Origin of the sequence: uncultured Polaribacter sp., assembly GCF_947503855.1 — a bacterium.
Lineage (GTDB): Bacteria > Bacteroidota > Bacteroidia > Flavobacteriales > Flavobacteriaceae > Polaribacter.
The window spans coordinates 254,922-281,560 of record NZ_CANNFF010000003.1; the positions used below are offsets into that span (position 1 = coordinate 254,922).

The 26,639-nt window shown below is 34.6% G+C and carries 13 protein-coding genes; all 13 read right to left on the minus strand.

What is annotated here, in order from left to right:
- Positions 1-5 precede the first annotated feature (5 nt).
- The 13 genes from Q0662_RS04100 to Q0662_RS04160 all read right to left on the minus strand — a co-directional run bounded on the left by Q0662_RS04100 (position 6) and on the right by Q0662_RS04160 (position 26,615).
- Positions 6-1,394, minus strand: a complete 1,389-nt coding sequence (locus Q0662_RS04100; RefSeq protein WP_298947408.1) for a sulfatase — start codon at positions 1,392-1,394, stop codon at positions 6-8.
- Positions 1,395-1,458: 64 nt separating this feature from the next.
- Entirely contained in the window at positions 1,459-4,941 is a 3,483-nt protein-coding gene (locus tag Q0662_RS04105; protein WP_298947410.1) for a glycosyl hydrolase, read from the minus strand.
- An 11-nt stretch (positions 4,942-4,952) separates the two neighbouring features.
- On the minus strand, positions 4,953-6,365 hold the full coding sequence (locus Q0662_RS04110; RefSeq protein ID WP_298947412.1) for an L-fucose/L-arabinose isomerase family protein: 1,413 nt from the start codon (positions 6,363-6,365) through the stop codon (positions 4,953-4,955).
- 34 nt (positions 6,366-6,399) lie between these two features.
- Positions 6,400-7,836 (minus strand): sulfatase, encoded by a 1,437-nt coding sequence (locus Q0662_RS04115; protein WP_298947414.1) that lies wholly within the window; start codon positions 7,834-7,836, stop codon positions 6,400-6,402.
- A 430-nt stretch (positions 7,837-8,266) separates the two neighbouring features.
- Positions 8,267-8,983: an SGNH/GDSL hydrolase family protein gene (locus Q0662_RS04120; RefSeq protein ID WP_109403620.1), complete on the minus strand. Its 717-nt coding sequence runs from the start codon at positions 8,981-8,983 to the stop codon at positions 8,267-8,269.
- Between the two features lie 65 nt (positions 8,984-9,048).
- Positions 9,049-11,397 (minus strand): alpha-L-rhamnosidase C-terminal domain-containing protein, encoded by a 2,349-nt coding sequence (locus Q0662_RS04125; RefSeq protein ID WP_298947417.1) that lies wholly within the window; start codon positions 11,395-11,397, stop codon positions 9,049-9,051.
- Positions 11,398-11,451: 54 nt separating this feature from the next.
- Positions 11,452-12,681: a mandelate racemase/muconate lactonizing enzyme family protein gene (locus tag Q0662_RS04130; RefSeq protein WP_298947419.1), complete on the minus strand. Its 1,230-nt coding sequence runs from the start codon at positions 12,679-12,681 to the stop codon at positions 11,452-11,454.
- Position 12,682: 1 nt separating this feature from the next.
- Positions 12,683-14,170: a sulfatase gene (locus tag Q0662_RS04135; protein ID WP_298947421.1), complete on the minus strand. Its 1,488-nt coding sequence runs from the start codon at positions 14,168-14,170 to the stop codon at positions 12,683-12,685.
- A 22-nt stretch (positions 14,171-14,192) separates the two neighbouring features.
- Positions 14,193-14,360: a hypothetical protein gene (locus Q0662_RS04140; RefSeq protein ID WP_298947423.1), complete on the minus strand. Its 168-nt coding sequence runs from the start codon at positions 14,358-14,360 to the stop codon at positions 14,193-14,195.
- 35 nt (positions 14,361-14,395) lie between these two features.
- Positions 14,396-17,161, minus strand: coding sequence for a glycoside hydrolase family 78 protein (locus tag Q0662_RS04145; RefSeq protein WP_298947425.1), 2,766 nt, complete (start codon positions 17,159-17,161; stop codon positions 14,396-14,398).
- 28 nt (positions 17,162-17,189) lie between these two features.
- Complete coding sequence (locus tag Q0662_RS04150; protein WP_298947427.1) at positions 17,190-20,444, minus strand: glycosyl hydrolase; 3,255 nt, start codon at positions 20,442-20,444, stop codon at positions 17,190-17,192.
- 52 nt (positions 20,445-20,496) lie between these two features.
- Positions 20,497-23,250, minus strand: coding sequence for a family 78 glycoside hydrolase catalytic domain (locus Q0662_RS04155; protein ID WP_298947428.1), 2,754 nt, complete (start codon positions 23,248-23,250; stop codon positions 20,497-20,499).
- 83 nt (positions 23,251-23,333) lie between these two features.
- Positions 23,334-26,615, minus strand: a complete 3,282-nt coding sequence (locus Q0662_RS04160) for a family 78 glycoside hydrolase catalytic domain (protein ID WP_298947430.1) — start codon at positions 26,613-26,615, stop codon at positions 23,334-23,336.
- Between the last annotated feature and the right edge of the window lie 24 nt (positions 26,616-26,639).

A 26,639-nucleotide genomic window follows, 5' to 3' on the forward strand; every position in this document is an offset into this window, starting at 1 on the left:
TATTATTATAATTTACTTATGTATTCTGGATTTTTAGTTGTTGGAATTGGCGCATTGGTATCATTCCACCATTGTTTTAACAAGGTTAATAATTCAGTTGCTTTTTCAGGATTTACTTCTGAAAGATTATTTCTTTCTCCTATATCTTCAGATAAATTATACAACTCAATAGCATTGTCTTCAAAGTAATAATGAAGTTTCCAATCCCCTTTTCTTACTACAGATCCTGGACGCGTTCTAAATAAAGGATCACGATTTTCGTTATCGTTTACATTATAAGCCTGTAAATAAATAGGGAAATGCCAAAATAAAGGACGTTCAAAAACTTCTACTTCTTTTTCTAAAACAGGTGATAAATTATTACCATCCAATTGAAGTGAGCTAGCATCAATACCTGCATATTGCAATACCGTTGGAAAAATATCTAAATTCGTTATCGGAATTTCACTCTTCGTATTCGGTTGAATCTTACTATTTAATACAAAGAAAAAAGGCTCTCTAATACCACCTTCATAATAGCTACCTTTTCCTGCTCTTAATGGTTTTTGTTTCGTAATTCCATACAAACCGCCATTGTCGGAAGTAAAAACAATTAAGGTATTCTCTAAAAGAGACCTTTCTTTTAGCTTATTGATAAGTAGTCCTATGTTTCTATCTAGATTATCTACCATAGAAGCATATTCCGCGTTACCTTGACCTTGCCAAGGTGTTTTTTTCTCATATTTAGGAACAATACTGTCTATTGGCATTATAGGCACATGAACTGCATAAGGCGAATAGTTCAAATAAAAAGGTTTTTGAACAGTATCTACAAACTTTAAAGCATTTTCCATCACCAAATCAGTCAAATATTGGCTATTGCCTTTTTCTATCTTTACATTTTTATAGGGTGGATAATAACTTCTGGGTAGACCATTGTGTCCTCCAGCAATATTTACATCAAATCCATATTCTAGAGGATTATCACTTAAATGCCACTTTCCTGCATGACAGGTTATATAGCCATTTTCGTGCAACACCTCTGGTAAAATATGATGTTCTGGTGATAAAGTATGAGTGTTTTTAATAGGGATTATTTTTCTGTCTTCAGATTTACCTCTAGTTGACGGACTCACTGTATAAACCCCATGACGTGGTGCCCATTGCCCAGTCATTAAATTAGCTCTACTAGGGGCACAATTGGAAGCAGATGCATACCCATTTGTAAATACCATTCCTAAGCTAGATAGGTAATCTATATTAGGTGTTTCATAGTATTTGCTTCCCATAAAACCAACATCTTTCCAGCCCATATCATCAACATTTATAATGATTATGTTTGGTACTACATTCTCTTTTTTTGTAGCACATGCTACACTAATTAATACTAATATGTACAAAGGTATTTTTCGCATTGTATTTTAATTTATGAGCTAATTTAAAATATAAATCAACTTCAATAGACTTTATTTTAATTTTCTATAACTTCTTGACTTTTGAAACAATAATTCTAACCGGACCTATTAAACCAGAGGGCAACAATTCTGAGTTTTTATTGTAATGTTTAAACCCAGCTAAAGTTATACGTTCTGTTGGTCTATTGGTATTGTTTAAAAGCCACTTGGGCCAATCTTTTATATGTGGTCCTCTGCGCTCGTAATCTAACTCCATCTGCTCGTCGCCAATTAATCTATTTGGCCAAAGGTTAGTAATTTTTACTTCAAGTGTGTTGGTGCCCTTTAAGATTGCATTATCAAGATTGATTCTGTATGGGGTTTTCCATAAAATTCCAAGGTTTTCTCCATTAAGAATCACTTCAGCAATTACCATAACATTACTTAAATCTAATTCAAAAGAATAACACGATTTTATAAGTTTTGTAGGGATTTGAAACTCTTTTTTATAGCTAGCTGTCCCCGAAAAGTAACGAATATCTTTTTCTGAAGCAACCGACCAAGAAATTAATTGATTAAATGTAGTTTCTAAAATATCTTTGTTTATTAGTGGGAAGCTTACTTGCCAATCATTAGAGATATCAATAGGTTTAGGTATCGATTTTACTTTTAATGTTTTCGTTTTTCCTTTTGACGAACGATAGGTTATTTCACCAGTATAAGGGGTAACCCAAGCAACTCCATTGTTGTCGTAAATTATTTTAGATTTAGGTCTTTCCTGTGTCAACTTTAGAATATTTCCTTCAGAAACAATAATGCTTTTCTTTTCGTTATTAATCGTATAGCTAACACGTAAAGAGTTCTTAGTATCATTTTTTTCTTTTAAAAAACGATCGTTTACAGAAATTTCATAAGTACCAGATTCTACGATTGATTTTACTTTTTCTGTAACATCGTAAATAGGTTTGTTAGAAGGAATGCTATTTATTCCTCTCGCAAATTTTCCGAAGACCGCTTTTACAACGACTAATTTTCCTTTGTTGGTAGCATCTATATGTAACCACTCTTTTTCCATGGCATTTTTTTCGTGTAGCGTTTCACCAACTTTATATTGAACACGTAATTCTTTTTTATAGCCAGGTGCTGGGTCTCCAGAACAAAGACTGCGAGTTGCATGTATCGATAATTTATTATCAACAACGCTTTTTGCAACTTTTTCTGTAACATCAACCAAGCCATCAGGTAAAAATGTTCCGTATTCAGCTTTTATGATTTTTAGAGTAGAAGGAGAAGTTGATTTAGGTTTTTGAGTAGTGATGGCAGCACTTACAATGTGATCTTCTGAAGTTATAGGTTCTTTAAACACAACAAATACAGAGCCTTGAGGTTCAAAAGGAATTGATACTGTTGTGGTACCATCACCATTGTTTTTCCATACTGAAGCATTAGTAATTTCTCCTGTTTCTGCATTCCAAAGTTCTGGTTGTTTTCCTGTAACTCGAAAACGACAGTCTAATTCTCGACTTTCTTTTTTTGAATTTACTACAAAATAGATGTCGCTATTTTTAGTTTTTCTGTGAATAAAATCGATAGCGGCATTGGTATCGTTTTCAATTGAAAAATCTGGAAGCAATACCCAGTTTTTTAAAACATCTAAAATCGAGTTGTCTTTAACAATACCCGAATTCCATAAATTATCAGCTAACTCAACTACCTTTTCATCGCAAGTAGGATACTTTTCAAGACTTGGCGATTTTTTTGGTTTTGAGCCAATAATTTGTGCGCCCAAGTTAGCTAATTCTTTAATTTTAGTTAGTGTTTTTGGTGTCATCCATTCAATTGAAGGCAATACCAAAACTTTGTATTTTTCTCCTACAGAAGTTTGAATAAGACCGTCTTTTACTGTTAATGTATGTATTTTGTTTGACCCAATCACATCATAATCATATCCAAGTTCTTTTATTTCTGGCATTAAAAGCGCATCATTTGGAGATGCCTCTCCTGTAAAAACCAAGACATCGGCTACCGAGGTGCCTTGTTGTAGTAAAAACTGACCTCTGCTAATATAATTTACAAAAGGTTTACTCTGATTCCACCACGTATTTAAACGGTTAAAATCCGTTCCAAAAACTTGTAAAGTCAATCCAGGTCCTACATTCCAAGGTTGGTGTACATAACAGTGAAAAACAAAACGATTGATACCTTGCGCCCAGGCCAAGTCGCCCATGGCTTTTAGCGTACCTGGGTGTTGGTTCCAGCCGCCCATACCCGTAAAAGATTCTGCTTCGGCAATGGGGCTTCCATTTAATTTAGCAATCGAAGCAACAAATTTGGGCGAATCAAAAAACGCCAAACTTCCACTCCAAAATTCAGACATCACCACATCAGCAGTTGCACCAACTTGCATGCTATCAAATGGTCCCCAGTAAGGTTCTGTAGAAAATTGCATGCCGTTTTTATGGCAAAGTTCTCCGAAATAACCGTAATAATTCTTAGCGATTAAATCTCCAATCGTACGTCTAAAATCCCAAAGAAATCGTTCAGTTTTTTCGCCACTTTCTATATAGTAACCGGCTAAAGCAGGTAAATATGCTTTACAGTTGTAAGAACGAAGGTTTTTAAATTCTTCTACAAAATTAGCTGTCCAGTTTGTTGTACCTACCTCGTAGCTATCAATATGGCATCTTGTAACAGCAGTACCTATTAAAGTGTCTAATTTTTTAATAATCGGCTGTATGCCTCCTTGCCAAAAAATATCTACAGCCTTTTTGTTCATTTTATCACACTCTAAACCGCGTCCGCCATCACTCGGAAAACGATTTTTTTCGCCGGTAGGCGTGTGTCCAATACGTAAAATAACCCATTCGCCTTTAGGTACTTGCCATTTTAAGACCCCATCTTTAGTAAGTTTTGATGTCAAATCAATAATTTCTGCTTTTTTAACTATTGCCAAATCAGAAACATTCTTATTATCAGGCGTTAGGTGGTTTCTAACTTTATGCGAAAGTATTTTTGTATCTAATTCGTCAATACGCTGGTCGTTTTTAGGTTTAGGAAAAGCAAGAATGGCAATGTCTCTATAATAATTTAGGTGGGTTTTTGGTTGAGGCAGTTTAGCATTAAATGATTTGTTACCAGTGTACACTATTTCTGAAAAAACCAGTTCTTGCATCGCATATTCTGGGGTAATTGATGGTCCGCCTGTTGACGACCAACCAGCACCATTATGAAAACTCAACTCGAGTTCTAGTCGTTTGGCCTCCGAGGCAGCAAAATGAAATAAATCTAGCCACTCAGTACTTAAATAATCGGCAAAACCTTTCGGGTTTCCTAAATTCACATTAAAAATCAGAGCGCCTTGAATGCCAACCTTTTTCATAGCTTCTAAGTCGGCTGTTATACCTTCTTTTGTTACATTTCCGTTTATCCAAAACCACATAGTACGTGGTTTCGCCGATGCTGGTGGATTCTGAAAATTTTGCTCTAAGGATGTATTTTGGGCAAATAAACCTGGCACAAAAAAATTCAGAACTAACCCTATAAACAGCGTTTTATATAGTATTTTCATCCTTTTTATCTTTAACAGATTCTAACTACTCTAAGATTTAATATTTTTCCTAATTTATCAATTTTGTCAACAATATGACCTACACCAATAGCACAATGGTGAGATGGACCTTGTTTAGACCACTCATTCATAAAAGCTCTTGCACCTATTGAAAAACGGTATCGACTATTTGTATTTCCTATTTGTAATATTGGACCTTCTACTGATTCTCCTTCAGCAACCAATAAGAATACATCATCTTTACCTTCAACAACAGACAACAAAGTTACAGGACCATGCTTTACAGTCATTTGAATGGATAAGCCTTTTCCTGGTTTTCCATGATACACCGGTAATGGCACTAATTGTACATTACCTTCTGCAATGGCAAAATGTGCAGGTCCATCATGACCTAACATAACGATATCATCATTAAAATCCATGGCATAAAACTCCGAAAACGAACCTCCAACACCAAAGGCATCCATAATTTTCATGGCTTGGGCATTTTTCACTTCATATTCGCCTGCAACTGGCACATTTTTCCCTGTCAATAAGGTATTTCCTGCTATAACAGAAGTTACAATATTTTCATATTCGTTTCCTGATTCCCCTTCATAATAATATGCTAAAGAACCTAAATCGTGGTTTTTAACCAATTTATCTAAAGCTATTGAGGTTTTTGCTGCGCGTACCAATTCTTCTTCTTCACAAGCATCAATCACTTCAAAGGTACTTTGGAATTCAGTTATTTTTTCATCAACCTCGTCATCTGTAACTGCATCTCTGTACTTTTTTACCTCACACATTTCGACAATTTCTATATGCGTTCCAAAAGCTGAAGATTGTTTTGTTAAATCGGAATATACGTCTAACATACCTGCATAATAATGTCCTAAAACACCGAGTCTATTATTTTGCATTATCGAAGCGACTTTTGTAGCATCTATCCAATCCTGAATTTCGTCCCAAACGACTTGCTCTCCTAAATAACCTGTTACAAATTCGTAATCTATTCCTGCACGATTAAACACATTTGCAAATTCTGGTACCGAACAAGCCTGACAATGTGCTAACCACTCTCCAGTCATTTTACCACGATCTCCCAAAGCATTAAAACTCTCATAATCAATAGCTGCTACAGGTTGAATATTTAAAATCACTACCGGACATTTTACTTTCTGAACCACAGGTAAAACTGTAGATGATAAGGCATAGGTAGATATATATAAAAACAAGATATCTACATCTTCTGTTTTTAATATCTGAGCTTTTTCTCTTGCTACCACTGGAGAATCTACCAAACCAACATTGACTACCTTAGCTCCAAAACTTTCCATTTTAGTTGCTATTTGTTGTTGATAACCTTCTAACCGTTCTAATAAGCCTTCAAATTGCGGCCAATAGGTATCTAAGCCAATACCAAATAATCCTACTTTTATCATTTTAATTTTGTTTTATATTTATTTGCATTGAAAACTAGTTTTTGTCTAATCGAGCATTCAACTTTTTCTTTAACTCTTTGACTAATTCTTTTTGTTCCTCAGCAATGTTTTTTGTTTCCTTTTCTTTTGATGTATGAGCATACAACTCTACAAATCCATCTTTATGAAGAGTCAACCTATGTGTTGATGTTCTAATCGTTGAAGCTTTATTATTGTAAGCTATAGCGTCGTGTCCAGTAGTATTCGGTGCTTCTAATATCTTTTTTAGTGACACACCATAGCTATGTTCAGGAATTTCAATTCCAGCTAAATCGCATAGAGTTGGGAATATATCGACTGTTTCAACAATGGCATTTGCGTTAGCACCTTTATGTTTCATTTCTGGATAATGAATTATTAAAGGCGCATGTAACGATTCCTCGAACAAACTGTGTTTTCCCCAAATTGCATGTTCTCCTAAATGCCAACCATGGTCTCCCCAAAGTACAACAATAGTATTTTTGTCTGCTCCTGTTTTTTTTAATGTTGCAAGAATTTTGCCAACTTGAGCATCTGCAAAACTCACACATGCAGCATAATGACGACGCACATCATTAGCAAAATCAGCATCTGTATTAGGATTTTTACCCCAACGTTTGTATTTCATAAATTCACCCGATTCATGCCATGTGGTTTTCCCTTTTGGTTTTTGAGGGTTTTTTATTTCGGGAAGGGCTACACCATCGTACCTATCATAATACTTTTTTGGTGTACCAAAAGGTAGGTGTGGTTTTATAATTCCAACAGCTAGAAAAAATGGATTTTCATTATTGTTAGTAAGTGTTTTTAGTTGGTTTATAGATTCATTTGTAATTGCTCCATCTGGATAAATATTGTCATCTCCTTCTACTGTCTCAAAAACATCCATATTGCCTGATTTTACTCGAATTTGTCCATTGGCTAATCCATGCATTGCTCCGCGCGGATGTTCCCATTCTGCAACCGGCATCAAATGTTTATCCCATGCATTGGGCATTTCAATTTTTGTACTATCATTCCAATTCTTACCACCTCTTCCTCCTGGGTGATGAGAAACTTTCCCTACAGAAATTGTCGTATAACCATGTGCTTTAAACCACTCTGGCATACTTTTATCTATTTCTTGATTACCTTCGTTTATTTTATTTGCTCTTCGAAAAAGTGCATTATTTCCTGCTGGACCATATTGTCCTGTCAGTAAGGTATATCTAGATGGTCCACAACTTGGAGAATTTACAAAATGTCTTTGAAATTTAACTCCCTTTTCTGCTAAGGCGTCAATATTTGGAGAACTGATATACTTAGCTCCGAAACTCTTTAACTCTGGACGGAGATCATCCACACAAATGAGTAAAACATTAGGTTTTTGAGTAACTTGTACTTTTTTACAATTCGTTATTATAAAAAAAGAAAATATAGTGTAAAAAAAAGGCAGTATTTTTTTAACTCTCATTATTATATTCTTAATTAATTTTTTTCATCGTTTTCAATTGTCTTCTCAAATTTTCTTTTTGATTTAAACTTCCTGAATCAATACTAAATAATTAAATATTGAAAAAGATTTTTGATCATTAATAGCATTTTTTGATTTATTCAAAACGAAAGTTCTTATAATAGTTAAAAGTAAATTACGTAGAAAACGACACAAATAACAATTGACGTTTTGATATATTTATTACACAAAATGATATCAATTATTACAATGCGTTGTTCTAAATTATCTTATTTAGATTTCAATATACAATTCACTTACTTTTTTTAATCTATCTCTATCCAGTTCTACACCAAAACCTGGTTCTGATTTATAAGAGTAATAACCATTGCTTCCTTTTTAGGAGCTAAACTTCATCATTTTTATTCACTAAAACACCAATCCTTTAAATCTATTTAAAATGCTTCATAATTTCTTTAGTAATCAACTCATGACCTTTTTCATTGGGATGATTTATTTGTGCCATATACTTTTTAAGTTTCTTCTTTTTAGAATATAAGAATTCAAAAGCCTTATAACTATCAACTAATTCAACTTTATAAGTCTGAGCTAGTTTTCTTATCTGATTAGCATGTTGCCAGAGTTTATTTTTAGGGTTATTATAATCAACCCTAGTGTCTGGGGATGGTGTTAACAGTATAACATGTATGTTATTTTTTAAAGCGCTTTCTATCATATATTCCCATGCTTGCTTTGCCTTTTCCAAACCTATTTTTCTATCATTTAAGCCATAATCTATACATAAGACATCTGGTTTATGATTTAAGACTTCATTATCAAACCTTTTTACACCTTTTACTGAATTTTCTCCACCAACTGCTGTAACAATAGCATTTACTACAGCATAAGGATATTTTTCTTTGATTTTTCTTAAAACCTGATACGGGTAAGAAGACAACGTGTTTACCATAGGTGTTTTAAAATATCCCGAAGGCACACTATGCCCATGAAATACAATGTTTATAGTTTTATTGTTTGGCCATTTCTTTTTGAGTTCTTTCTTTATTTCCAATAAATAATCTTGGTCTTTTTTACTTTCGATTTCTACAACTTGAGCAAAAGTGAACTGGCATAAAAGAAATACCGCATAAAAATAATTTCTCAACATATTTTAAAACAAATTAACCTAATAGTAAATCTCTAATTCTGAAAAGGTATAACTAAAATATTTAATTACTTATAAATAGCCTCTAACTCCCAATTCCCCGATAATAATACAAATTTCAAATACCTCATATCTTCTCCTTTAAAAAGAACACCTTTGATTTTCTTTTTTATTTTACCTTTACTCCACACACATTTTCCATTAACATAAACCTTGTCAATTGTTTTTTCTGTTTTCGGAATTCCGATAATCGCTTCTGTTTCTTTTGGTGAACTTAAGTTTAGTTGATATTCTAACTCACTAACATGTATTTCGACATCTATATCTCCTTTTACAGTAGGAATGGTTTTCTTTATATTTTCAAGATGCACCAATGCGGGCATAATTTCAAATTCACTCCAAGCCACTTTTGTTGGTCTAACTCCTGCAATATGTTTAGATAAAATAGTATTTGGAGCATTCCAAGCATGATTGTAGCTACCTCCTCTTGGAAACATTTCATATAAGGTAGACATCGTTTTTTTATCTACTTGACTTTGATATTGTACTTTCATTCTTTCTAAAGACGCTTTATATCTTCCTGCAATACACATAGCTTCTTCTGCAATCCATTCAAAATGTGGACTTGAAAAACGATTTGGAATTAATACATTATCTACGATTTGATTGTAATAATCTGGATTTGCAATTCCAGAAACAATAGCAATCGCATTTGCTCTATCATCTTTAAATTTATCTACATTCGTACTATAAAATCCATTCTTCCAATACGCTTTATCAAACGCAGGTTTCATGACATCCATTCTTTCTGAATACCATTTTATATCTTCGGTCTTACCTATAACTTCTGCCATTTTTTTAGCTTCTTTTAAAGCTAAGTAATAGAATGCCATTTGAATAGGTTGTTCATCTATCGTCTTTTTTACTCCCCAATCTACCCAATTCCAAGAATCTGGACTTTTACCCTTACGGTATTCTGGCAATCCATTTTCTTGCATTGGAAATAATGCTAAATAATCATACACAAACGGGTAGGCTTTTTCTAAGGTTTCTTTATCTCCTGTATTCAAATAGTATGGCCAAATTCCTTGAGCGATAAATTGCAAACTTTGCGCTACCAATTCTCGAACTCTTAATGGACCTAAAGCTCCCATTACTCCGTTTTCGCTAAATGCTGTGGTTTGCAAAATTGCTTTTTTTAACAATTGACGTCCAGCATTATCCATGGAATAAAACAAATACCCAACTTGATCTGCAACATCTCCAATCCATAATGCACGCTCTCTATCCGGACAGTCCATAAAATTATCTCTAGCACATACAAACAAAGTATTATTCCCCATCCACCATAAACGCTGGTAAAACGGATCATCAATTTCAAATTTACCTGCCATTTTACCAACACTCATCCACCTATACTTCAAAGCGTTTACCTTAACCCCTTTTGGAATGGTGTATCTAATTTCATGACCGTTCATCCAAGAAAAACTTTCAAAAGATTGTTTGCCTTCTTTCGTTATATAAGTTGCATTAATTCTATTCAATCTATTATCAGTAGTTATAAAAATAGTATCCCCAGCTTTCGCTTCAATCTCTAAATAGGGTGTAATTTGTTTATTAAAAGGTAATTTTGCTTTTAACATTTTTCCATCGCTTACAAATGGAAATTTTAAAGTCTCATGATTTTCATAGTTTTCCAAACCATGATTAATTAAGTGCGGAACTATATTAGGTTCTACGTTATACCATGGTGCGACTCCTAATTTTCCTTTTTCAACAGCTCTTGGCCAATTTTCATCATTAAAATCAGTTTTATACCACGCTTTTTCCGACCAATCTCCTATCGATTTTTGCGCATCAAACAATACATTATATTGCACTATTGCTTTGCTAGATGGGGCAATTGTATTATCATACCCAGGGTGTTGTAAAGCTTTCCAAGATGCATCAGAAACAACAGGTTGATTTCCTATATTAGCAGAAAACAACAATCCTCCTTTTCCACTATCAATATGTGTCCCTTTGTGTGTTTCTCGTCCCCAATACCAAGCTAAAATCGCGATTGTATTTTCTCCTTTTTTTAAATATGGTTGAATATTTACAGTATCATACCAAGAATTTGTTGGTGTAATTTTCTGTTTTCTATTCCATTCTCCAGCTTGACTTGGCCCTCGTGACAAACCACCTTCAAATAAGACCATTTCACCATTGATCCATAGCCAAAATTTACTATCTACGGCTATTAATGCTTCTACCTTTTCAGGTACTTCATCTAGAGTGATTATTTTTCTAAAACTCATCCAAGTATTAGAAGGGCCATCTTCTTGTTGCCATATCCACTGGGCATTATTCCATTCGTTTGAAAATGCAAATGAAAAATAAAAAGTAAAGAGTATTAATAATATATTTTTTCTCATAATTGTTGTGCTTTGTTTCTCTGTTTGTATTATTTTACTACTTAGTTTTATTTTCTAAACCTCTATGTGTAACTCACTTACTTTTTTCAAACGGTCAGCATCTATTTCTACACCAAATCCAGGTGCAGGATTATAGCTATAATACCCGTTTGCTTCTTTTTTAGTAGCTAAACTTTGTAAACACTCTAAATAGATTTTAGAATCTTCCTTTTTCTCAATGGCTTCTACCCAAGTCGCTCCCACACCAATGGCTATTTGTTGCCAAGCAGAACAAGCTGGCCCAACCAAACTATCGTCTCCAATCATGACTTTTGCGCCTATTTCTTTTACTCTATGAGCCAATTTTGCTGTGTGAGTTAAACTCCCCATCGTAGAGGGGTGTAAGTTGTAAATATGTCCCATTCCTACTTTCATTGTATTTATACCTTTCCAAGCAGGTCTCATTGGGGCATCTGGAATTAGGGATAAATCTCCAACCATCTTTTGTAGCTCTATCCACTGCTTTGTTTTTAAATTTGCTGGATCTTCAATAGCATTCAAACCATTTTCCTTAAAACGGTTTAAAATAGATTTCAACTCATCTAATGATTCCCATTTTTTATAACCCTTATTAACATCTGAAATCACGACTGCTTCATCGCCTAAAACATCTCTAATTGTATTGAGCAACTTCATATCCACAGTTTCATCTCCATACATTTTAAATTTCATGTGATGCCCAAGGTTCTGTTCAATACTTTTTTCGGCCTCCTCTCTAACTTTTTTCTCGTCTTTGTCTAGTATACAGTATAAACCTGGAACCGCATTTCGTCCAGTCAAACCTAATAACTCTACTGCTGATTTATTTTGAATTCTTCCCGATAAGTCCAAAAGCCCCATGTCTAACGATTCTAACATTTTTAAAGAACGCTTTGAACCTAAAACTTGCTCTGACGCTAATAATTTTTGAGCCTCTCCAATTGTCAAACCTTTAAATTGCTTTAAATAGATAACCCATTCAGTCGGTTTATAATCTGGATTGTTTTTTGAAGCTGGCGTTTCTGTCCATCCATAAAAATCACCTGCAGATATTTTAATAAACAAATGCTGACGGTTGTGCCAAGTTCCCCAAGAAAAATAACGAGGTATATTGATGTCGTATCTAAACAACTCAAATTTTGTAATCTTTTCATTTAAATATTCCGTTCCATTTTTACTACCACAAGCGGATAATAATGGATATGTTACACCTACAATGCCAAGTGCCGACATGTTTTTTATAAAATCGCGTCTGTTTGTTTTCATTTTACCAAGAATCATTCATAGAAGTTAGTAACTGTGCTAATTCATTTTCCATTTGGGCATCTAAAGTTGGATTTTCTCCCCAAATATTTTTCATCTGATAAGGGTCTTTAACATCGTGATAGAGATAATGAAATTTATCCCCACTTTCGTGTTTCACTACCGCGTATGTATAATCTTTTGTTCTAAAACCACGAGCATCACCTTTGGAGGCAAAGCTTTTCCCTCCAAAGTATAATTGCTTTTCTGGACGATTTACAGGCTTATCAAAAAATAAATCTGCATAATTTTTACCATCAACTACGTTTGGTATTTTATCTTCCATTCCCATTAATCCTAATAAAGTAGGCATATAATCAGGTACACTTAGTAAAATATCATCCGCTTTCGGTTGAACTACTTTTGGATAGTGTACAATTAATGGAATTTGATAAGCTTCTTTAAACCAAACGTTTTTATGCATCAAGCCTTGACTTCCTAACATTTCACCATGATCGGCAGAAAATACAATGATGGTGTTTTCATACAATCCTTCTTCTTTTAACTTTGAAATCACACGTCCTATTTGATCATCAACTCCATTTACAGAAGCAAAATAATCTGTAGCTTGGTCTAATCGTTTTTCTACACCATGGTCTCCTCTTTTTAAATCATAGTTGTCATTAAACTGAACATTTGGTCTGTTCAAAACATCTTTGTGACTCATCCCTTCATAATGTTTTCTGTAGCGTTCTGGCACTTGTTTAAAAGGTGTATGCGGTGGATTTATTGACCAAAACAAAGCAAAAGGTTCATCAGATTTTCTTTGCTTTTCGTTATTATTTAAATATTCAATAATAACATCTGCTTCATGTTCTGCAGACCATTTTTTTATATAAACTTTTTCATCTTCTTTTGCATTGGTTGTCCAATAATAAGGCACGTTATGCCTATTGTGCGTTCCGTATGCATACCAAAAAGAAAAGCCATGTCTTCTATCTGGTGGACACCACGTATCCCAAACTCTTTTTACATTTGGAGGTGTAGGCTCCGGACCATCTAAATGCCATTTACCCACGTAACCTGCACTGTATCCATTATCTACTAAAACATCAGAAAAACAGATTTCATCTTTCTTTAAATAGTTCCCTAATGCTGTTCTTTGAGAATTACAATTTTCCACGACTCCAGTTGATAGCGAGTAACGGCCTGTCATAAGCATTGCTCTGTACGGGCTACATAATGGATTGTTGGCTACTGCTTCAGAAAAAAACACACCTTCTTTTGCCAATTGGTCCAAATTGGGAGTATGTACAGGATCTTCTTTTAAAAACCCTAATGACGCTTGTCTGTACTGATCTGCAAAAATGAACAGTAAATTAGGTTTGTTTTTTACAATTTCTTTTTCTTCTTTGGATATGTTATTACACGAATATATACTAGATAGAATTAATCCAAGAATTATTAGATTTTTAGATATCGTCTTTTTTGTATATTGATTTAATCTGTTCATTTTTAATGTAAAGTTTAACTAACTAATCGTTTATAGTTTCAATACTTACTAGACCTAACAATTTCGAAGGCTTTAATTTTGATTTCGGTTTGATATCATCAATAACTAACCAAGTATATTTCTCCTCTTCTGGTCTTTGCTCGTCTTTTATCAATTGATTTCTCCAAAGATTAACCACTTCAATTTCCAATTAATTTTCTCCTTTCTTTTGCAATACATATTCGCTTAATACTTAGCTTTAAATGAATATGTACCTGGGTTTACCATGAAAATAAAGGCTTTGTTTGTTTTGCTCAGTAATTTTATATTAGAATTATCTTCAAACTGTACTCCATTTAGCTGAATATTTTCTTGCGTATTTCCTGGCACTGAAACTTTAGCTGTGGTGTTTGGAGGTACTATAATATCTAAGTTAAATTGCTTGTCTACTATTTTCCAACTTGAACTTACTTTGCCATAAGGCGAATTGTAAGTAGCTGCTGCAGACGTTAAAGGGCCGCCTGGTATCGGAGCAATTTCAATTTCTTTGTAACCTACTTTAACAGGTTTAATACCCGCAATTCGTTCGTACATCCAACGACCAATAGCTCCGTAGGCATAATGGTTGAAAGAATTCATACCGCCTTTGTTAAAACCATCTTTATGGGTGTAACTATTCCAACGTTCCCACATGGTAGTTGCCCCTTGATTTATAGAATAGAACCAAGATGGGTAGGTTTCTTTAAACAAAATTTCATACATCAAGTCAGTCTCGCCTATTTTATCAAGTACCAGAGGCAATAAAGGTGTACCTAAAAAACCGGTACGCAAATGGTTATCGGTTAGTTTTATTTGTTCCAATAAATGAGGTACTGCTTTTTGCGCTAATTCATCATCCAACAAATCGAATGCTAAGGCTAATAAATAAGCGGTTTGAGTTTCAGGACCTTCAATAATGCGTCCTTGAGTATCGAAAAAACTATTTTGAAATACATCGCGAATTGCATCAAATAAAAGCTCATATTCTTTGGCTTCGGACTTAAATCCTAGCACTTTTGCTGCTTGAGCAGTTAGTTTAACAGAATGCGCATAATGAGCTGTGATAATTAGCTTGTTGGAAGTGATACCAAATCGCTCATCTCTTTTGTGTGTTGAATAGGGTTGCAACCAATCGCCATGGGTAAACATTTTAACAATATGATCTTTAGCATTTGACTGATAAAATCCTACCCATTTTTTCATACTTGCATAGTTTTCCTTCAAAACACCTACATCACCAGTACGTTGGTAAGTTTCCCAAGGGACAATAGTGATTACATCGCTCCAACCAGCTCCTGCTCTAAGTCTACCACCTAAAGAAGGCACCATTACAGGAACCGCCCCATCTTCATCTTGATCGTTTCGTACACTTTGCAACCAACTCATCCAAAAGGAATGCACATCTCCTAAGAAAAACGAGGTAGGTGCAATTACCTGAGCATCTCCTGTCCAGCCTGCTCTTTCATCACGTTGCGGACAATCGGTTGGTATATCGAGCGTATTACCTCTTAGCCCCCAAATAATATTGCTTTGTAGTTGATTTAGTTTTTCGTGTGACGAGTTAAACTCAACATTCAAATCATAATTAGAATGCTGCACAACACCTGTTACCCACGATTTATCAGGTATAGCATTTGCATCAAAACCACTCAACTCTACATATCTAAAACCGTGAAACGTAAATGTTGGTTGATATTCAATTTGTCCATCTTCTTTAGCGGTATAATAGTCAGTTGAAACTGCACCTCGGTAATTTTTAGTATACATACGCCCATCTTGCTGAAGCATTTCGGCAAAACGTATTTTTAAGGTTCCATCTTTATCCATTGGTACTTTAATAAGCGGTACACCCACCATATTTTGTCCCATATCAAAAATCACGACACCCTTATCAATCTCTGTAATAGCAATTGGAGTTAACTCTTCTACAGATTTAACTGTATTGTGTCGCTTAGGTGTCAAACTAATTTGTGTATCTATATCTTCAGTAACCACCTTTTGCCAATTTGCATCATCAAATGATGTTAACGACCAAGATTTTTGTTCTTTCCGTGCATCATATTGCTCTCCATCATAAATTCCAGCATAAACAATTGGCCCCTCTTGGGTAGCTTTCCAACTTTCATCAGTAATAAAGGTTTTAACATCGCCATTGGTATATTTTACTTCAAGCTGACACATTACTTTGGGCGAAACTTTTGGATAGCCTCTAAGCATTAATCGACCTGCATACCAGCCCTCAGCTAAGGAAATTCCAATGGCATTAGAACCATCTTGCAAATGGTCTATTACATCATAAGTTAACGTTTCAATGCGTTTATTGTAAGGGGTCCAACCTGGAGCCATTACATCGTCGCCAACCTTTTTGCCATTGATTTGAGCTTCAAAAAGTCCCTTTGCCGTAATGTACAATCTAGCAGATTCAATTTTAGAGTCAAGAGTAAACTCATTTCGCAAGTACTGTACTTTGTAAGAGGTTTTATTCGTTTTTGGCGACTTTGCTTTATCAACTTTTGGCAAGCTAATCCATTTGGCCTGCCAATCGGAGTTATGGAGTAGTCCTAACTCAAAGTTGGCTACCTCACTCCAAGCAGAAGACTTTTTATCTTGATCCCAAAACTTTAGTTGCCAATACACTTTTTGTCTCGAGGACAGTTTTTCTCCCTCATATTTTACAAAAAGAGTTTGCTCACTTTCAACTTTTCCGCTTTTCCATAAATCAGCATTATTAGGTAATAGTTCAGGTTTAGAAGCTACGACGATGGAATAGGCTGTTTGCTTTTTGATGTTTTTATGTTGTGGTAGTTTCCAAGAAAAAGAAGGTGTTGCATCATAAAAACCTATTGGATTTTTAAATTGTTCACTTACCACCAACTCGTGCGGTGGAATAGTATTTTGAACTGAAGAACACGAAACCAAAAATAGTATTGCCAGTATAATTGTTGTCAATCTATTACTCGAAATTATGTACATGTTATTTTATATTTGTGTGTCTTATTTATTATTGTTTAGTCGTTTCAATACTTACCGGACCTAATAATCCTGAAGGCTGTAATTTTGATTTCGGTTTGATATCATCTATAACTAACCAAGTATATTTTTCATTTTCTGATCGTTGTTTGTCTTTTATCAATTGATTTCGCCATAAATTAACCACTTCTATCTCCAATTGATTTTCTCCTTTTTTTAATGCTTCTGAAATGTTTAAACGATAAGGTGCTATCCAAAGCCCTCCCATATCTTTTCCATTTAGCTTTACCTTAGCCATCACAGAAATCTTTCCTAAATTCAAATAAAACACTTTATTTTTAGGGAGTTTATCTATTGTGAATGTGGTTGTATATGTTGCTGTACCAGAATAATATTTAATTTGCTCGTTTTCTGATGTAGACCAATCCTCTAAAGTATTAAAAACGATAGGTTCCTTAGGACCGATTTCCTTATTTGAGAAATCTACTGTAAACGGATTTTTCAATTCGCTTACTGTTTCAAATGCAGGGAAATTTTCTGTACTCGCCGGTTTTTCTAATAGCTTATTGTCTTTAGCAAATACAATAAACCAACTCTGAGCTCCTTTTAATTGTAAAGGTACTTTTATTCCCGTTTTCGTGATTTCAAACTTTGGTAATGCTCTGATTTCTCCACTAACTGCATCCCAAAGTTGTGGTTTCAAATCTTTATGTACTCTAAAAATTGGAGATAACTCTATGGTTTCATCATTTTGATTTGTAATAAAATAAATATCCATTTCTGGCGTAGTTCTATGTGTCCATAACACAGGTGCATCGTCAGAAACGTTCACATCTTCTGCTAATTTTAGCTTTGCAAATACTTCCGATAATTCGTAACCGTCTAACACTTTACCTTTACCGAATGCTTTATCCATTTTACCTTGATTGTAGGTACCACTCCACATTTTGTTGGCAATGGTTTTAACGATTTCGTCGCTTTCTGGATAATTTTGTAAACTTGGCGATTTTTCAGGTTTTTGTCCTAAAATAGTTCCACCTTGTTGCACCAACTGTTCAATTTTAGCTAATAATTCTGGACGCATGGTTTTAAATGGTGGCAATACCATCACTTTATACGACATGCCCTCTGGCAACACAAATCGTCCATCTTTTACAGACAATCTATTTAGAATAACCTCTGCGTTGATGTAATCGTAAGAATAGCCTTTTGGAATTTCTGGTTGACGCACACCCGTCATAACTGGAGCATCTTCTCCTATATAATAACATACATCAGCAACGTATTTTCCTTGTTGTAATAAGTGTTGACAACGACGTAGATAATCGAAATAACTGTCTGCCTGACTGAACCAGGTGTTATGGCGGTTAAACTCGGTACCAAACCAAGCATTCATCCCTGGTTTGCGATTGTCGTCGGGTTGCTGAATGTACAAATGTAGTACAAAGTGATTGATACCCTCTGTTAATGCCCAATCGCCTCGCTTTTTCAGCATGGCTGGATGTCTTAAATAGGCTCTTCTTGAGGAAGTAAAGGCTTCTGCTGACGTAATTGGTTTTCCGTAGGTATGTGCTGTTGATGAGGACGCTTTGCACTCGATATTACCCAGTGTTCCTTCGTTCCAGAATTCTCCAGAAATTAAATCAGATTGCCCTCCGTACATCATAAATTCTCCTGGAAATCCCCAGTGCCCATAGTTTTCTAACCAAGTTTTTAAATTGTGTTTATTACTTGCTTTTCGCAGTCCTCCAACGTATTCGTAAGCGACATCATCTGCAATAGAACGACGCAAATCCCACAGAAAACGTTCGGATAACTCCACACTTCCTACAATTCTACCAGATAGTACTGGTAAAAATGGCACAGGGTCATAGCCGTATTTTTCTTTGAACTTTACTTCGTATCCATCCGTCCAGTTTTGAGAGCCTTGTTCGTAACTATCGGCTACAACATATTTAAACGCTGATTTGCTTTCTTCAGGAATACGTTTTAACAACTCGCCTACAAAATTATCAAAATGGTATTGTGCCAAATCGCTATTCATTTTATCTATTTCATAGCCTACACCCTGAGGTGCAGCAGGTGCATTTTTTGTACCTGTTGGCGTCATTCCCATACGCATAATTGTCCAGTTGCCTTTTGGTGCATCCCAAGTTAAATTCCCATTTTCATCAAGTTTATTACTTAAATCAATAATAGTATCTGGATTTATAGACAGGCCTTTATCTTTAATTTCGTCTTGATTGCCAAAGATGTAAGAATCCCATTTAATACCTGGTGTAGAATTCATCTTACCCAATTGTTTCTCTATATATTTGTCTAATACCAATGCTTCGGAAATCGTAATTTCAGCAAAACCAAAACCTGCTTTTCGCTTCGTTCTAAAGTTGGTGCATTTTAATATAAACTGCTGTGCTTTTGTTTCTGGTAACACAGTAGCAAAATCTCCTGTTTCAATAGAGGCTACATTAGGTGTAATACGAAAACGGTCGAATTGAAACTCTTTAATGAGTTTTTCTTTACCATCTACAACTGCAAAAAGGCTCATCTTACATTTAAATGGTCTGCTCGGGATTACAGTAATAGAACGTGTTGTAATCGGTTCTGAAAGTTGAAAATTAATGGCTAAAGTCTCTCCTTTTTTTGGCTCGAAACTGGTATCGTCTTTCTTATTCCCATTGTTTAAAACATTTACATTAACATCTTGCCAATTGGCAGTTATTTTTGTTGGAATATGCTGTGTGCTCTTTTCTTCTAAATCTGAGGATTTAAAAGCAAGCGTATGGGTGTCTTGAAATTCTTTTTTAGGCTGAGCCAATGCTATATTAACTGTTTTTCCTCCTATAACTTTTGTTTCACTATAGGTTAGGTAGCGCATGGCTTTTTTATAATCTACCCATGGTCCACCACTTTGGCTCCATCCTGGGCAGTTGAATACCCCAATATCTACCCCAATTCGTTTACCTTCTTCTACAGCATGTACCATATGAGACCACCAATCTTCACTAAGCATGGGTACTTTTCCATCTCTATGTGCTGGATTGATGTTACCAATTAGCGCCCCTCCAATACCCGCTTTTTTCATCGCCAATAAATCTTTGGTAATTCCATCTTTAGAGATATCGTCGTTGATCCAATACCAATAACACCATATCGTATTATCTTCCGTAGGTTTTACAAAGCCTGATTTTACAATCTCGTAGTTTTTTGAATTTTCACAAGACCAAAGCATCAATATAAAGATTGATGACAGCATTAATAATTTTACATTTTTACTTAAAAACATGTATCTGTATTTTTATTATTTTTTAATATTCTATTTTAATCCTATACTTTTTTTAGTGGGTATTCTTATAGATGAATTCGTATGCCCCACTTTGCACATTATCTATGTTTACATTTTCGTTTTTGATAGTGACGTCGATTTTTTTTCCATTCATGGTAATATGAGGTGTTTTATTAAACATAGGCAGCACGACATTTGCCGAAGTATTTGGTGGTACTACGATGTTATATATAAAATCATCGCCTTCAAACTTCCATTTCGACGTAATTTTACCATAATTGGATTCGTAATCTGCAGCTACTGCTGTAAGGGTTTGATGTGGTAATGGTGCAAATCGTATTTTTTTATAACCAGCTTCTAATGGCGCAATACCTGCAGTACGCTCGTACAACCATTGTCCAATAGCTCCGTAAGCGTAGTGATTAAAAGATAATGCTCTATTGGCAAACCCCTTATCGTGGGTGTAACCATCCCATCGTTCCCACATGGTGGTAGCGCCTTGGTTGATGCTGTAAAACCAAGAAGGATAGGTTTCTTTGAATAAAATGTCATAAAGCAAATCGGTTTGTCCATATTTATCTAAAACTGAAGCTAACAACGGTGTACCGATAAACCCGGTACGTAAATGATTTTGTGTGGCTGCTATTTCTTTAACTAAATGGTTTATAGCTTGATTTGCCGTTTTTGGAGATAATAAATTAAAGCCAAGTGCTAAAAGATAGCCTGTTTGCGTTGGGGTATAAGGTGCTTTTATTTGTCCGTTATTATCAAAATACTCTTTTTCAAAAACCTGGTTTATAGAACTTAACAATTCACGATAGTAATTCGCGTCGTCTTCTAATCCTAAAATTGCTGCACTTTTCATGGTTAACTGCACTGAATAGGCATAAAAAGCGGTTGATATGAGTGTGTTTGGAGTATCTCCTCTTCTATCATCTTTTTGTTGTGAATAAGGTTGCAACCAATCGCCAACCGTAGACATGTGACTGATATTATTGGTTGCTTCTGAAGTATGATAATCGCACCATTTTTGCATCATATCATAGTTGTCTTCAAGCACCTTAATATCTCCAGTTCTATAATACAATTCCCAAGGTACTATAGTGCAAGCATCAGACCAACCTGCTTGAGCAAAATTTCCAGTAAAGTTTGGAACCACCACAGGAATACCGCCATTATTAAATTGCTCTTCTCTCATACTATTTAACCACGCAGACCAAAAGGCATGCGTATCAGCTAAAAATAAAGATGTTGGGATAAAAACCTGTGCGTCTCCTGTCCATCCTAAACGTTCGCTTCTTTGCGGGCAATCTAAAGGCACATCGAAAAAATTTCCTCTTAATCCCCATTGAATATTGCTATGTAGTTGGTTTAGTTTTGTATTGGAAGATTTAAAGTGTCCTGACATATCAAAATCTGAATGTTGTACGATGCCTGTAACCCAAGATTTTTGAGGAGTGAATTCTTTATGAAATCCACTTATTTCGACATAACGAAAACCATGAAACGTAAATTTTGGTTGCCAGGAAATGGTATTATCTTCTTTTGCTATGTAATAATCTGTGGCTTTTGCAGACCCAAGATTTTTAGTGAATAATTTACCTTCAGAATTCAGCATCTCGCCGTGTCTTAATTGTATAGTATCACCCTTTTTTACTGGAATTTTTAAATTTACTACACCTACCATATTTTGACCCAAATCGAATAAAACCTGATTCGTTTTCTGAACCTTCATTTTAACAGGATATAGGCTTTGCTTATTTTTTATTGTAGGGTGTTTTTTGGGAAAAAGTTTTGTTGTTGAATCTTTTTCTTCTGTTATAACGCTCTCCCAAGAAGCATCATCAAAATCAGGTTGGTTCCAATTTGATAGTTCAAAATTAGCATCGTATGTTTCGCCATCATATAAACCAGCAACTCTTACAGGGCCATTTCTTGTGGCTTTCCAACTGTTATTACTCGTAATCGTTTTCAATTTACCTTTGGCGTCTTCAATTTCTAATTGACATATGGCTCGCGGTGTTGCGATTACGGTATCCCATCGCCTACGTGGACCAAAACGCCCTGAATGCCATCCTTCAGCCAAAATCATTCCTATGGTATTTTCTCCTTTTTTTAATGCTTCTGTAACATCATAAGTTAAAGTTTCTATACGTTTACGATAAGGTGTCCACCCTGGTGTTAATACATCTTCAGTAATTTTTGCACCATTAATGTATGGTTTAAAAACACCTTTAGAGGTAATGTATAAACGTGCTTTTTTAATATCGGCATCTATATTGAATGCTTTTCTCAAATATTGTGGTCTAAACAAACGTGTGCCGTATCTTGTAGTATCCCACACTTTAGGATCGGGAATTTTTATCCATTTTGCTTTCCAATCCACATTATAAAGTAAGCCCATTTCTATACTGGAAATTTCACTCCAATCGGAAACACTATTTTCTGAACCCCAATAACATACTTGCCAATATATTTTTTGCCTTGATTTTAACGGATTTCCAGTATATTTTACAAAAACAGATTGATTAGACATCACTTTTCCAGAAGACCATACATCAGGAGAATCTGGTAATAAATCTGGGGCTGAAGCTACTACAATGCTATATGCATTTTGTTTTTTTACAGCACTTGTTTTAGGTAATTTCCAAGAAAAAGACGGCATACTATCATGAAAACCTAAAGGATTTTGAAATCCTTCAGAAACAGATAAGTCATAAGGACTTTCTAGATTGCTTCCGCTTTTTTCTAAGCAACTTAAAAATAAAAGCAGTATTAATATGATAAATATTAAATTACTTTTCACTGTATTTAATTTATAATTTTCTAGTCTTTTTTTTATCTTAAATGACTTTTCCTACTTTATAAAAAAGTTTTACTCCTATTTTACTAGTTCGACTTTTTATAAAGTGAGATCTTTAATTCTTTAATGGATGGTACTTGCTTTGCATCAACAATAAATAACCTACATTTTGTAGTTTGAATTGCATCAAATTGATGACTTTTATTTGCGCCACAACTTGTTCCTTCTACGATATCTTTCCATTCATCATTTTCCCAATATTGTAATTTATAAGAAGTGATATTATTCTCAAATTCATCAACAATAACTTGATTAAACGTTTGTGGTTTCACCCATTCTACTTCCAAATATTGATTTTTAGTTTCGGTAGCCAACCAACGTGTCTGGTCATCTTCATCATTTACTCTAAATGCTTCAAAAACGGGTAGTTTTTCAGTTTTAATAAACATCGATGACGCATTCATTCTGCCTAATTTAGCTAAGTTTTTTAAATCTTGTAAAGGTGCTGGAAATTGAGTTATCGGCAATTCATCAACCTTAAAATTATAAACACCAGATGTTACATTATAAATTACATAATTACCAACGGCTTTACTTTTTTCTGTTCCTACAAAAGATATGTTTTCTGCATTTTCTGCTAAAACCCCATTTTCTTGAATTTTGTCTTTACTAATTGCTGGTACATATACTTTTGCACTCGTATTTGCAGGAACCTCTATATGAAATGTTGCACCTTTCCCTTCTTTTTTCCAGTTAACAATTACGTTTCCATACATGGATTCATAGCTTGTATTTGCAAACGTTAAATCGCCAACAGGTGCTGGTTTGATAATCATATTTTGCATACCCAATTGTTCTGGATTTGGTCGAATTCCGCCAAAACCTTTGATAAAATAGCCACCAATTCCTGTATAACACGTATGTATTTGGCTGTTACCAATTGCTGACCAACGTTCTGGCCACACTGTTTTTCCTTGCTCTAAAAAATATCCATAACTAGGGTGATGTTTATCTCTTAACAACTCATAAATTAAATCCATACGCTCTCCATATTCGGTAAAATAACGTGTATATAAAGCTTGTCCAGAACTTCCTGTATCGTAATACGGAAATTTATATAAAACATTATCTGCTAAACTCGCTTCTACTTTTTCTTTTTCAGATTCTGGTGTAACACCGGATACTAAGGCAAAGGCTTGATCTACCTGATACCCTTTTAAATATTGACCAGTTTCTGAATTGTAAGACAGTTTATGGGTTGCTTCTTGCTGAATTTTTAATCTGTCTTTATAGATTTTAGCATCTTCAGTTTTGTTTAACTCCTCTGCAATATGCATCGCATTTTCTAACATAAAAGCGTACAAACAATTGTTAAAATGTGCTGCGTCTGGAGAGTTACTACTGGTCCAGAAGTTACCACGTGGCGTACACCAATCTCCTAAACCTGGCATTTCTCTTTTGCCTTGTTGTCCAATTTTTAAAGCCCCTCCTGTATTAGAATTTGAGTGCTCGTACAACCAAGTCATCCATTTTTGCATGGATTGGTAATTGTCTTCTAACACTTTTTTATCACCTAACATTCTGTAGGTTTCCCAAACCGTTAATGGATTGTTGGCTTTCCACATTAAAAACGGACGGTCTTCTTCGTTTATAACGGCTCTAGTTTGACCATCAGATAATTGTGCATCTCTGGTATATTGTAAATACTGATCCATATACGCGCCACTTTCAAAGTTAGGAAGAGCGTCTCCATACATGGCCGCTACGGTAACTTCACCCCAACCTCGACGCTCGCGGTGTGGACAATCTACCAAAATACCATCCATAGTATTTGCCAAATAGGTATTAAGATTAACTTGATAAATTTGATTGAGTTGCTCACTCGAAGATACAAATTTGCTAATTTGTTTTCTATTGTTCGTTACTACAAACCCTTTAACATCGTACAATTTAGGTTGATATTTTAAACCATGTACTGTTATCCATCTCCCTCCTGCTACATTAAATCGATTTTGGAATTTCCCTTTTCCAGATTTTCCAAAAATGTATTTACTTTTTTGGTTCCAACTAGAAGCTTGCCCTAACTGATCACTTATTTCAAAAGTAACCTCTTCTCCTTCTTTACCATGATATAGTTCAATTTCGAAAAAACCTGTATAGTTTTCTCCCATATCTATAACACAAGTCTTATCTTTATAAAGTCTAACACTTTTAGGTTTAATTTCTTTAAATTTTACTTGAGGCTCTACAATTTGGGCACTTAATTTTGCTTTTATTGGGGTATATAAAGCCCTTAACGATCTATCTTCTCTACTGTTTAAAGCAAAACTGATGTTATTTCCTTCAGGTATTTTGGAGTTTAATTCCTTGTGATTGTAAACATTTGCATTCATCCAATTACTATCATCATATTCAGGAGTATTCCAATCATCTTCGCGTTTGCTATCGTCAATAGTTTCACCTCCAAAACGCAAAATATCCCAATCGCCATAATACTCTGAATAGCTTTTCTTTGTTTTCCATGAGGTATCTGTTTTTAGGGTGATTTGTTCTCCTGCAGCTACAATTTCTGCTTGTGCTTTAAACACAAAAGGAATAAGGCGGTATTCTCTTAAACGTCTCCAACGTGACCAGCCGGAAGCATGCCAAATGGCTATTGTATTTTTTCCTTTTTTTAGTTTATCCGCTACATTGTAGGTTAAATAGGGGATTCTCTTTTTCATGAAAGAAGATACTGGATTCATTACATTTTCGGTGATTTTTTCTCCATTTACATACAATTCGTGATAGCCAAATGAGCCTACAAATACAAAAGCAGATTCTACATTGTCTTTTAATTCGAAATTTTTTCTGTACCAATTATGATCTGTTTTTTTCTGATCGGATTTTAAAATCCAATCACCTTTCCAGTCTGATTGCTTTAACAATCCCATTGAAAACTTGGCAGGCTCACTCCAATTAGAAGTATTCCCATCTTTATCCCAAACTTTTACTTTCCAGAAATAGGGTTTTGCAGATTGCAATTCATTACCAGCATAAGTAACATTTACAGATTGATTAGAATCTACTGTACCAGAATCCCAAACATCGCCAGTATTATTTTTTAAATTTTCTAAACTACTAGCAACTAAAACCTGATAAGCGGTTTGTTTTTGTCCTCTGGTTTGATTGTCTTCTAGTAATTTCCAACTTAATCTAGGACTTGCATTATCTATTCCTAAAGGATTTACTCGGTATTCGCAACGTAAATCTGAAATAGAAATATGGGAATTTTTGCTTTGACAGCTTGTTAGCAAAATAAATATTATTGCTAAAAGACTTAATTTGGTATTAAACCAAAACATTTTAAAATTTAAACTTTTTTCCATTATTATATTATTTATTTTTAAAAA

Coding starts and splice junctions, on each gene's coding strand:
- Q0662_RS04110 (WP_298947412.1), bottom strand. CDS start 6,365: ATGATAAAAGTAGGATTATTTGGTATTGGCTTAGATACCTATTGGCCG.
- Q0662_RS04115 (WP_298947414.1), bottom strand. CDS start 7,836: ATGAGAGTTAAAAAAATACTGCCTTTTTTTTACACTATATTTTCTTTT.
- Q0662_RS04100 (WP_298947408.1), bottom strand. CDS start 1,394: ATGCGAAAAATACCTTTGTACATATTAGTATTAATTAGTGTAGCATGT.
- Q0662_RS04135 (WP_298947421.1), bottom strand. CDS start 14,170: ATGAACAGATTAAATCAATATACAAAAAAGACGATATCTAAAAATCTA.
- Q0662_RS04145 (WP_298947425.1), bottom strand. CDS start 17,161: ATGTACATAATTTCGAGTAATAGATTGACAACAATTATACTGGCAATA.
- Q0662_RS04130 (WP_298947419.1), bottom strand. CDS start 12,681: ATGAAAACAAACAGACGCGATTTTATAAAAAACATGTCGGCACTTGGC.
- Q0662_RS04105 (WP_298947410.1), bottom strand. CDS start 4,941: ATGAAAATACTATATAAAACGCTGTTTATAGGGTTAGTTCTGAATTTT.
- Q0662_RS04120 (WP_109403620.1), bottom strand. CDS start 8,983: ATGTTGAGAAATTATTTTTATGCGGTATTTCTTTTATGCCAGTTCACT.
- Q0662_RS04125 (WP_298947417.1), bottom strand. CDS start 11,397: ATGAGAAAAAATATATTATTAATACTCTTTACTTTTTATTTTTCATTT.
- Q0662_RS04160 (WP_298947430.1), bottom strand. CDS start 26,615: ATGGAAAAAAGTTTAAATTTTAAAATGTTTTGGTTTAATACCAAATTA.
- Q0662_RS04150 (WP_298947427.1), bottom strand. CDS start 20,444: ATGTTTTTAAGTAAAAATGTAAAATTATTAATGCTGTCATCAATCTTT.